We start from the raw sequence: 10535 nt of genomic DNA, 5'->3' as shown, positions 1-10535 counted from the left end.
GAGCCTAGGCGAGGTGCCGAGTGTTGGGGCAAGAGCCTTTTGGTTACTTTTGGGCTCTTTCCAAAAGTGACCCGCCGTAAGGGCGGAACCCATATCAGCCATCACCCAAATAATGGATACGCCCACCACCCAAAACCTCAGGGACTGTAATACCCCACAGCCACCATCAAATCCCCCACCCTACGCAAATAAGCATGCTTATTCTCAACCCGATCCGTCACCGGGTTCTTCCAGCGATACTTGTACTCCCCCTGATCCTGCTCCCCCATCAGCCTCAAGATAGGCTCCCCCACCGGCTTTCCATCCGGATCCTTGATCTTGGCAAAGTCGGTATTCACCAGCCGCAAATTGGTCCCATGCGCCACATAGCGTTCGGTCTTAAGGTCCACCACAAACACATACAAATCATCCTGCAGAAACCCACCCTGCAATGAGTTGATCGCCTTCAGCGTCCCGGCTTGGTCCTTGAGCAGCGCATTCGCCGCCTTGTTGCGCAAGGCCCGCGCCTGTTCCGGCGTCGCCCGTGGCAGGTAATACCCCACCGCCAGAATCCGCTCCCCCACCCGCTGATAAAACACATGCTTGTGTTCAACCTTGCCGTCATTCCAGTTCTGCCAGCGGTAGTCGGCCTGCTGGATGCCCTGGCCCTCGGGCACGTTCAAGGCGTCCTTGAACGACTGCCGCAAATCCGGCCCCAGCACCTCGGACACATCACGGCCGATCAGCGCCGAGGAGGGCCCGCCGCTGGCCAGCAAGACGCCTTTTGTGTCGACCACGAACACGTAGCGGTCATGGTCGACGAACTCACCCTGGCGGCTGAACGCGGCGAAGGCCTTGTCGCCGTTGCTCTGGTAATACACCAGGGCTTTTTCCAGCAGCGCCTTGGCGGCGCGGGCGTCCTCTTCCTGAGTGGTGGCGTGCACCTGGCTGGCACACAACAGCAGCAGCCAGGTGAGTCGGAGCAGTCCCTTCATGACCCGTCCCTCGTTGTTATTGATGTGACAACAGCGTAGACCGCCGTGGCTCAGGGCGCCGCCAGCCATTGGTTGACGATGCCGTCGTACACGCCAGTGGCCACGCTCAGGTGCAACCACTGGTCGACGTAGCTCTTCCAGGCCACATCATCGCGGGGCAGCAAAAAGGCTTTTTCGCTGTATTGCATCGGGTGGTCGGGGTTGACCGCGCACAGCCCGGGCTTCTGCTTCTGTTGGTAGCGTGCCTCACTGGCGTCAGTGATCATCACGTCGGCCTTGCTCGCCAGCAGTTCGTCGAAGATCGTCACGTTGTCGTGCAGGCGGATTTGCGCCTGGCCCAGGTGGGCACGGGCGAACACTTCGTTGGTGCCGCCAGCGGGCTCAATCACCCGCACTTCGGGTTTATTGATTTGCTCGACAGTCTGGTAGTGCTGCACATCGGCGCAGCGCACCAGCGGGATCTTGCCATCCACGCCGAGGGTTTGGCTGAAGAAGGCTTTTTTCTGGCGCTCCAGCGACACCGAGATACCGCCCACGGCGATGTCGCAGCGTTGGGCGAGGAAGTCCGGCATCAGGGTTTTCCAAGTGGTGGGCACCCAGCGGATCTTGGCGTTGAGGCTCTTGGCCAGGTTTTCGGCCATGGCAATGTCGATGCCTTCATACGTGCCGTCGGCGCGCAAGGAGGTGTAGGGCTTGTAGTCGCCGGTGGTGCACACGTTGAGCGTGCCACGCTGCAGCACCTCGTCGAGACGCGACGGGGCGTTGTCGGCCAGGGCAGGCGTGGCCAGGCAGGCCAGTACACACAGGGTCAGAGGCGCTTTCATGCAGTCGAATCCTTGGGGGCATGATCAGGGGCGGTCATTATTTGCAGGTGCCGGGGAGGGTGGCAAGGCGCGGCGAATGTTTAGCCAACGTGCAACCAAACTCCATCAACCCTGACTTGAACCCCCTTTGCAGGCATGTGACGCTGCCGGGCATCTACCTCACTGTGACCCTTGTATGGACGGTTCCCCCGACACTCACCCCGAGACATCGCCTGGCGCCCATGTGCCGAGCTGTCCGACGGTTGTCGAGGCACTGCCGTCCGAGTTGGCCTTTTGGGCGTTGTTCCACTGCCGACACGCGCGCCCACCAGATACTTTTCTCCTACGTTGATCTGCCCCATGGATGACGTGCACCTGTGCGCATCTGCCCGGCGGCGCCTGCGCGCCTGCCTGACGCAAACGTATGAGAATTGCCATGAGTGTTTTTGCCAGCCTGCACGAAGCCCAATCCTTCCTTGAACACAACCCGGACATCGAGATGTTCGAGCTGTTTATCCTCGACAACAACGGTGTGCCGCGCGGCAAGTTGCTGCACCGCGACGAGCTGTTGGCGGTGTACGACAGTGGCCGTCCGCTGCCCAGCACTATCCTTGGCCTGACCATCAACGGTGATGACGTCGAAAACTCGGGGCTGGTGTGGGAGGTGGGCGATATCGACTGCCGCGCCTACCCGGTCAGCGGCAGTTTGCAGCGCATGCCGTGGCGCCTGATCCCGACGGCAGCGGTGCAGGTCAGCATGCACCCCACCGAAGGCCTGCCCGCGACGGTGGCCGACCCTCGGCATTTGCTGGCCAAGGTGATCGACGGCCTCAAGGCTGACGGTTACTACCCGGTGATGGCGGCGGAGCTGGAGTTCTACCTGCTCGACCAGAAGCCCGACAGCAATGGTCGCCCGCAACCGGCGCGGGATGGGGACGGCGGCCGGCCGCGCTCGACCCAGGTCTACGGCCTGCGCGAGCTGGAGCAGATCGAGCCGTTTCTCGCCGACCTCTACAGCGCCTGCAAACTGCAAGGCATCCCGGCGCGCACGGCGATCTCCGAATACGCCCCGGGCCAGGTGGAAATCACCCTGGAACACCGCGCCGACGCGCTGCAGGCGATGGACGAGGCGGTGCGTTACAAACGCCTGGTCAAGGGCGTGGCCCACAAGCACGGGATGACCGCCTGTTTCATGGCCAAGCCCTTCGACGACCTGGCTGGCACGGGCATGCACATGCACGTCAGCCTGGCGGATGCCCAGGGCAATAACCTGTTTGCCAGCGAAGCCACCGATGGCACGCCGCTGTTGCGCCAGGCGGTAGGCGGTATGCTCAGCACCTTGCTCGACTCGTTGCTGATGTTCTGCCCCAACGCCAACTCCTACCGCCGTTTCCAGACCAACAGCTATGCGCCGCTGGCCGCCACCTGGGGCGTCGATAACCGCACCGTCAGCCTGCGCGTGCCGGGAGGGCCGGCGAATTCGCGGCATATCGAACACCGCATCTGCGGCGCCGACGCCAACCCTTACCTGGCGGCCGCCGCGATCCTGGCCGGTATCCACCGGGGGATCCGTGAGCAACTGGACCCCGGCGCGCCGGTGGAAGGCAACGGCTATGCCCAGGCCAAGGAACTGCTGCCGACCGACTGGCTCACCACCTTGCGCGCGCTGGAAGGTTCCAGCTGGGCGCGGGATGCGTTCGGCAGCGAATTCCTCAACGTCTACCTGGCGGTAAAACGCGCCGAATACCGTCAATTCATGGGCGAAGTGGGCGAGCAGGATTGGCGGTGGTACCTGCATCAGGCGTGACGGGTTTGGTGGCGGTACGGGTTTCGACCTTTTTTTCACGTTGCAGTGGTTAAGCTGCGTATCAAGGTCGTTCACTACCGTTCCACTCACTTGAGCCCGTGATGTCGCCACAACCACCATCCTCCATCGAGATTGAATTCGCCGAGCGCTGCGACCGTGAGCACGCCAGGGTCTGCGGCGACACGCGCCCGCCGGGGCTGTTGCAGCGCCTGGCGGTGTGGCGCGATGAGCGGCTGGTGCGCCATGCGCTCAAAGTGGCTGGCGAACCGGGCCTGATCCTCGACCTGGCCTGCGGCTCGGGGCGCTTTTGGCCGGTGTTGGCCGAACACATCAACCGCGTGATCCTGGCCTCGGACAATTCCCAGGCCATGCTCGACCACGCGTGCACCCATCACCCGGCGTCGTTGCTCAAGCGGGTCAAGACCTTCCAGGGTTCGGCGTTTTCCATCGGCCTGTCGGCCAATGCGGTGGATTGCATCTTCTGCCTGGAATTGTTCCGCCATGTGCCCACGCGCGAAGCGCGCCTGGCGCTGCTCAGTGAGTTCTATCGGGTCAGCCGCGATACGGTGATCGTGTCGGTCAATGCCGGCACACCGGTAGAGGAGGAGTTTCGCCACGCCGGCTTCAGCGTCCTGAACCACCAAGAGTTCCTGCCGGGCTCCAAGCTGTGGCGTGTCTACGTTCTGCGTAAGAGAGGATAACTCCTAGCGGTCGGACTACTCTTTCATCTCTTGTAGGAGTTTTCACGATTGTGCGTGCACAGCGAATGCTCGCTACGGCCTTTCGCGATATATACTGCGCGCCATTCTTCAAGGGAGAGCCGTGTGGCCATCGATATTCACTGGATCTGCGACAACGATAGCCTCGGCCAGCACTGCGCCGAATGGCAGCAGTTGCCATTCGTCGCCCTCGACACCGAATTCATGCGGGTCGACACCTTTTATCCTATTGCCGGGCTGATCCAGATCGGTGATGGCGCACGCGCTTACCTGATCGATCCCCTGACCATCGACAACTGGCAACCCTTGGCCGCCTTGCTGGAGAACCCGGCGGTGATCAAGGTGGTACACGCCTGCAGCGAAGACCTGGAAGTATTGCTGCGCCTGACCGGCAGCCTGCCGGTGCCGTTGTTCGATACCCAACTGGCGGCGGCTTATCTGAACCTCGGTTTCTCCATGGGCTATTCGCGCCTGGTGCAGGCCGTGCTCGATATCGAATTGCCCAAGGGCGAGACCCGTTCGGACTGGCTGCAGCGGCCACTGTCCGAGACCCAGGTGAGCTATGCCGCCGAAGATGCGGTGCACCTGGCGGAGGTCTACACCCGCTTGCGCCCGCAACTGTCGGACGACAAGTACACGTGGGTCCTGGAAGACGGCGCCGAACTGGTGGCCAACCTACGCCGCGAAGTGGACCCTTACGAGGTGTACCGCGACGCCAAGCTGGCGTGGAAACTGTCCCGCGCGCAACTCGCCGTATTGCGCGAGCTGTGCGCCTGGCGTGAACAGCAGGCCCGCGCGCGTGACTTGCCGCGCAACCGCATCATTCGCGAACACTCGCTATGGCCCCTGGCCAAATCCCAGCCGGATAACCTCGCCGCGCTGGGCAAGATCGAAGACATGCACCCGCGCACCGTGCGTCAGGACGGCCAGTTCCTGCTGGATCTGATCAAACGTGCCGGCAGCGTGCCGATGGACCAGTGGCCGCCCGCCGTTGCCGAACCGCTGCCGGTGGATGCCGCGGCGCTGATCAAGCAACTGCGTGCCCTGGGCCAGGCCGAAGCTGAGCGCCTGGACATGGCGCCGGAACTGATGCTGCGCAAGAAAACCCTCGAAGCCCTGGTCAAAAGTGGCTATCCCGATGGGCCTTACCAATTGCCAGACTCGCTGCGTGGCTGGCGCCGCGAGTTGATGGGCCAGGCGCTGCTCGACAGCCTGGCCACTGCCGGAGAACAGCCTTGAAACGTATTTGCTCCATCTACCGCAGCTCCAAACGCACTGGCATGTACCTGTATGTGCTCAAGAGCGATGCCCTTGAACGGGTACCCGAAGGCCTGCTGACGATTTTCGGCAAGCCGGCGCACGCCTTCGACCTGGTGCTGACACCTGAGCGCAAGCTGCAACAGGAAGACATCGTGCAAGTCCTGGAAAACCTCGACAAGCAGGGTTACCACCTGCAAATGCCACCGGCCGAGGACGAGTACATCGAACACTTGCCCGAAGAGCTGCTGCGCCGCAACGACCCGATGTGATCGGTCGGTGCCCTGTTCAGGGCACATTCATCCATGGACTCGTATTATCAGGCGCTGGCCGCAGGGAGGCAGCGAACGGCCTCGGCGGTCGCCTGCATTGTTTTTGAAAGGTTTTAACCATGCGTGTTCTGATTGCTGAACAGGATCACCCGCTCTACGCCCAGTTGCTGAGCGCAGCGGCTCCGAACCTTGAGGTGTTCACCAGCGGCGACTCGGCCGAGCTGTCGCGCCTGGCCGCCGATTGCCCGGTATGGCTGGGCCAGCCAGACCTGCTGGCGACGCTGTTGCGCCAAGGTCATCACCCGCAATGGCTGCAATCGACCTGGGCCGGTATCACGCCGCTGTTGGCCGATGGCTTGCCCCGCGACTATCGCCTCACCCGTGCGGTGGGCATCTACGGCCAGGTCATGGCTGAATTCGTGCTCACCTATATGCTCGGCCACGAGCGTGAAGTGCTGGCGCGGCTGGTCAGCCAGGTCGAGCGCAAGTGGGACAATCGCATGGGCCAGAGCCTGGCGGGGCGCAAGGCGTTGATCGTGGGCACCGGCGATATCGGCCAGGGTGTTGCCGAGTTCCTGGTGCCGTTCGGCGTGAAGCTGTACGGCATTGCCAGTGCCGCCCGGGAGCAGGCGCCGTTCATCGAAGTGGCCGGGCTGGACCAGTTGGGCCGCCTGGTGGGCGAGGTGGATTACGTGATCAACCTGCTGCCCAACACCCCCAACACCCACGACCTGTACGACGCGGCGTTGTTCAAGCAATTCAAGCCGACCGGGTTGTTTATCAACGTCGGGCGCGGTGTGTCGGTGGTGGATGCCGACCTGGTCGAGGCCTTGAAGGAAGGGCACCTGGCCGGCGCGGTGATCGATGTGTGCCGCCAGGAACCGCTGCCACAACGGCATCCTTTCTGGACCGCCTGGGGGCTGTTGCTGACGGGGCACAGCTCGGCGCCAACGTCGCCGGAGTTGATGGTGGAGTTGTTTGTGCAAAACCTGCGGGCGTATCAAGCCAAAAAAGCACTGCGTGGGACTGTGGATTTCGCACGGGGTTACTGATCCGAAGACAGTGGCATTGACATAAGCACTGACAGTCAAGCGGGAACTGCTTCCCTGGGGATTAACACCCAGTGAACGCCAACCAGGCCGAAAGGCGTGGGTGGCAGGACGTATTCCCGCTATGGACAGGTCACTACTATGCACGCCATCAATGCCCTACGTACTCCATCATATTCCGTAACAAGCGCAGGTGATCAAACACCGCCACCCTCGACGAACCTCCCGCTACAGTCGCCAAACCTTCAGGTGCAGGCCCCGACGCTCGACAACCCGGCGGCGTTGAAAAGGGCTTTCGGCGACAGTTGCAACTGGCTAGCCCTGGCAAAAAAACTCAAGGATGTCACACAAGCCTTGAGCGAGGCTTATCCTGATCAAGCGCTGGCAGCGCCGCATCAGCAGGGCAGCGGTTTTCAGGCGGACTTGGCAGCACGCTTGAAAAACACCACGATCCATGTGTGTGAGGATTCCACCTATTTTCAGCAGCATCCGCTGACGTCTTCCAGTCTGGACGCCTTTCTGGCGGCCAGTGGCCTGAGCGTACCGAAATCCATTGGCGCGCTGATCGAACTCAATAACGTGGTTGCCAAGAACGCTCAGGTACATCCCCTGGGCAATTTCAGTGGCGCACTCGCCTGGCCTGTACCGTTGTCGAATCAGGACCAGGATTCGTTGGCTGCCTGGCTGCAAAGTGATTCGTCCGGCCTGCCGGGGGTGCCATTGGCCGAGGGTGCCAAGGGGGTGCTGGGGCACTTGTTCAGTGGCAGTGCTGTGTCCGAGTCTGACTTGAAGAGGCCGAGCCTGGCGATTGAGAAACTGCTCGGCTCACCCAAGGCCCAGGCGCTGGGGAAAGCCCTGCAGGACAAATTGGGTGGTATTGCCACGGACACCAGCATCAATGACTACCTTTTGGCAGCTATTCATGTCGGGCTTGATCCTGAGTCACGTGGGCGTCCTGCCCCCAACAGTGTTGCCGGGTTTGACCTGGCGCAGCGTTCACACTGGGGCAAACCCGCGTCGGTAGTGATCCAGGCTTTGGCCGAGCACTTGAGGATAAAGGGCAGAGCCTCCCGGCAGACGGCAGATCTGGCCGCACGCCTGCTGCTGGCTCGCCAGGCCCCTGAGTTGCTGGTCAAGGGCGTTCCTTCCAGCGTGACATATGGCAGCCTGCTCTGGACCCAATTTGCGATAGCCACGGCCAGGCTTGAGGCGGACTCCCCCGGCCGTGTCCTGAACATGACCTACAGCGAAGTCCTGGTCGCAGCCGAAGAGATCGGCCCCGGCCTACCGGGCGTTCAAGTGGCCCAGCGCAACGCCCTGACCCTATGGGCAGCGGCCAACGGTGTTGTTGATGGGCGCGACACTTCATCTGTCGCAAGTGAAATGGAACGCATCCGGCTCGCCTACAACAACCAGTTAAGTGTCCTGACGTCTGCAGCGACCTTGCTGCAGACTGAAATACCCGACCGCAAGGCGTTGGCGCTTGCCCAGCTCAAAGCGGCCTTTCCTGAGGTTGAAACCCACGTCTTTGAAGCAAAGACCTTGCAGAAAGCCTGGCTCAATCCAGGGCGGCCCGGTGTGTTTCCTGGCATGCGTTCGATGATGGATATCGTCATGGAGGGGGACACGCTGGGTGATAAGGAACATTGGATTTCCCAGGATAAACGCATCCCCATCCAGCGGTTCTGTGCATTGTCCGAAAGCGGCAAGCTGGATGTATCGGGTGCATTCGCCAGCGCCTATGAGCAAAGCCTCACAGCCCTTGAAAACGGGCATGAGGGTTTGGTTCGCTACCTGATTTCCACGCTGGCGCCTGAAGATAGAATGAACTTCGAATATGGCCGGCTGGAGTTTTTTCACACGAATGACTACACCATGGCCATGGACCTCACCACCCCCCTGGCTTTGAAAACCCGGGGGCATACCCTCGATGTCAAGGTAACCCGGGGCGGCGAGACGCATATTTATGAGATCGACACCCGCACGTTCAGCATAAAAAACCGCGACTACTTAAGATCACGCTACACACCGCCCTATACAACCGGGAAGCTGGAAGATCGCACGGCAAATACCGTTAGTAAGACAGTGCTGTTTGATCCCTTCAAGGAGGAGGCGGCCCAGGCCCGCGAAAAAAACGCGCCGGCAACCGTGCCTGACAGCTTGGGGTCCGAACGCAGTAAATACATTGCGAAGGTTTTCGCCAAGTCTCTCGACTTGCACAATGAAGACCTGCTCAACCACGCCAGGGGCTTCACGTCCTACGACCAGGGGCGTGCCCGGAATGATGCGATAGGTGAGTTCTTTCTCAACCTCATTCCCTTGCGATCGGCCATCGTCAATTTCAGTAACGGCAACTACGCGGCAGGCCTGTTTGACCTCGGGCTGGATGTCATAGGCCTCGTGACGCTGGGGGCCGGGAAGGCTGCACAGGCGAGCAGATTGCTGGCCAAAGGTGTTTCCAGTCTAGGTGCGGTGACCAAAGTCGCGCGCTTGCTGGGGGCTACCGCTGTCGAGGCGTTCAACCCCTTCAGTGGTTTGGTGGATTTGGCCACGGGAGGCGCCCGTTTGCTTGCCAAAGGTGCGCAGAAAGGCGTGGAAACCGTCAACAAGCTCAGGGGAGCCAGTGGCAGTTATGACCTGCTCAAGGCCGCCAGCAAACACTACGGTGAAGCAGCGACCGGCAGCCTCAAAATAGCGGGCCAAAGCACTGAAAACGGTGCAGTGCTCCTCAGGGGCAAATGGTACGGTTTTGACCCTGACAAGATGCGCCCCTACGGCCCACCCCTTGATGGGTTCACGCCAAGAACCCGGGCTGTGGACGGTGCGATCAGCCCCGCGAATATCGAGCCCTCCCGAGCATTGAGCAATACCCAATTTGGCAACTACAAGGTGCCGGCATCGAGCATTACCGGGCTTACACCTGACAGCCGGGGCGTGTACGTCGCTGCTGATGGGCACCTGTCGCATATCCGGCATACCGACAGCACCGGCCTGAGCGCCGTGTACGAAGTCCGCCAGGTGACCCGTACGGCAGACGGGGCCGTGCAAGCGCGGATCTATCACAACAACCGGCAAACCCCTCTGCTGGTCGAGCATGTCCAGGGTGACCAGTGGCAACGTCTCGGCGCTCAGGGCGGTGGCCTGCCGTCGGTCAAGTCGGACCTTGGGCCGGAGATTGGGCGGGGTGGAGAGGGCATTATCTACGCGAGCCTGGATGGCAAGAGTGTTTACAAAGACCTGGGACCGACGCGACTGACCACTGCCGAGGGCCACACCGATATGGAGGTGGTCAACCTGAACAAATACTACGGCGAAGGCTTTGCCGTGGTGATGATCGATGAGGGGCGTAAGTACATAAAGATGGGCAGGATCGACGGCATCGACCTCAGCCAGATTGAAAAGGGCAGTTTGCCGGCATCCGCGCGGTCGTTACTCGACGATGCATTCGCAGAAATGGAAGCGAAGGACATTTTCCATAACGATCCTCAGTTGAAAAACTTCATGTACTCCGCAAGAGACAACAAAGTGTTTCCCGTGGACATGGATGGTCTGCCTGCCGAGTTTATGGTGCCGGGCGTCAGCGATGTGTACTACCGGAGTAAGGAAGAGGCACGCCGCAAGTTCAACGAGCTTCTCGCTAAGGCGCCTTGACAG

The 10535-nt window shown here is 61.1% G+C and carries 8 protein-coding genes; 6 read left to right on the top strand and 2 right to left on the bottom strand.

Features of this window, described 5'->3' with window-relative positions:
* Window positions 1–137: 137 nt before the first annotated feature.
* Complete coding sequence (locus HX803_RS14720) at window positions 138–974, bottom strand: cache domain-containing protein (RefSeq protein ID WP_178921589.1); 837 nt, start codon at window positions 972–974, stop codon at window positions 138–140.
* 50 nt (window positions 975–1024) lie between these two features.
* Complete coding sequence (locus tag HX803_RS14715) at window positions 1025–1798, bottom strand: transporter substrate-binding domain-containing protein (RefSeq protein ID WP_178921587.1); 774 nt, start codon at window positions 1796–1798, stop codon at window positions 1025–1027.
* A 415-nt stretch (window positions 1799–2213) separates the two neighbouring features.
* On the opposite strand from HX803_RS14715, the gene HX803_RS14710 reads away from it, so the two are divergent.
* The 6 genes from HX803_RS14710 to HX803_RS14685 all read left to right on the top strand — a co-directional run bounded on the left by HX803_RS14710 (window position 2214) and on the right by HX803_RS14685 (window position 10532).
* A complete protein-coding gene (locus HX803_RS14710) occupies window positions 2214–3584 on the top strand; it encodes a glutamine synthetase family protein (RefSeq protein ID WP_178921585.1) in 1371 nt (456 codons plus the stop codon).
* A 101-nt stretch (window positions 3585–3685) separates the two neighbouring features.
* A complete protein-coding gene (locus tag HX803_RS14705; RefSeq protein ID WP_178921583.1) occupies window positions 3686–4285 on the top strand; it encodes a class I SAM-dependent methyltransferase in 600 nt (199 codons plus the stop codon).
* A gap of 123 nt (window positions 4286–4408) precedes the next feature.
* Window positions 4409–5542 (top strand): ribonuclease D, encoded by a 1134-nt coding sequence (gene rnd, locus HX803_RS14700; RefSeq protein WP_178921580.1) that lies wholly within the window; start codon window positions 4409–4411, stop codon window positions 5540–5542.
* Window positions 5539–5832 carry a YcgL domain-containing protein gene (locus tag HX803_RS14695; RefSeq protein ID WP_016971378.1) on the top strand — a complete coding sequence of 98 codons (294 nt, stop codon included), beginning with the start codon at window positions 5539–5541 and terminating at the stop codon, window positions 5830–5832. Before rnd ends, HX803_RS14695 begins: the two co-directional genes overlap by 4 nt.
* A gap of 119 nt (window positions 5833–5951) precedes the next feature.
* Window positions 5952–6884, top strand: coding sequence for a D-2-hydroxyacid dehydrogenase (locus tag HX803_RS14690; RefSeq protein WP_178921578.1), 933 nt, complete (start codon window positions 5952–5954; stop codon window positions 6882–6884).
* Window positions 6885–7022: 138 nt separating this feature from the next.
* On the top strand, window positions 7023–10532 hold the full coding sequence (locus HX803_RS14685; protein ID WP_178921576.1) for a hypothetical protein: 3510 nt from the start codon (window positions 7023–7025) through the stop codon (window positions 10530–10532).
* The last annotated feature ends 3 nt before the right edge of the window (window positions 10533–10535 follow it).

The organism is Pseudomonas sp. P7548, from assembly GCF_013386585.1.
Taxonomy (GTDB): Bacteria; Pseudomonadota; Gammaproteobacteria; order Pseudomonadales; family Pseudomonadaceae; genus Aquipseudomonas.
Note: the sequence above shows the minus strand (reverse complement) of the source record. Positions and strands in the feature narration are given on the sequence as shown.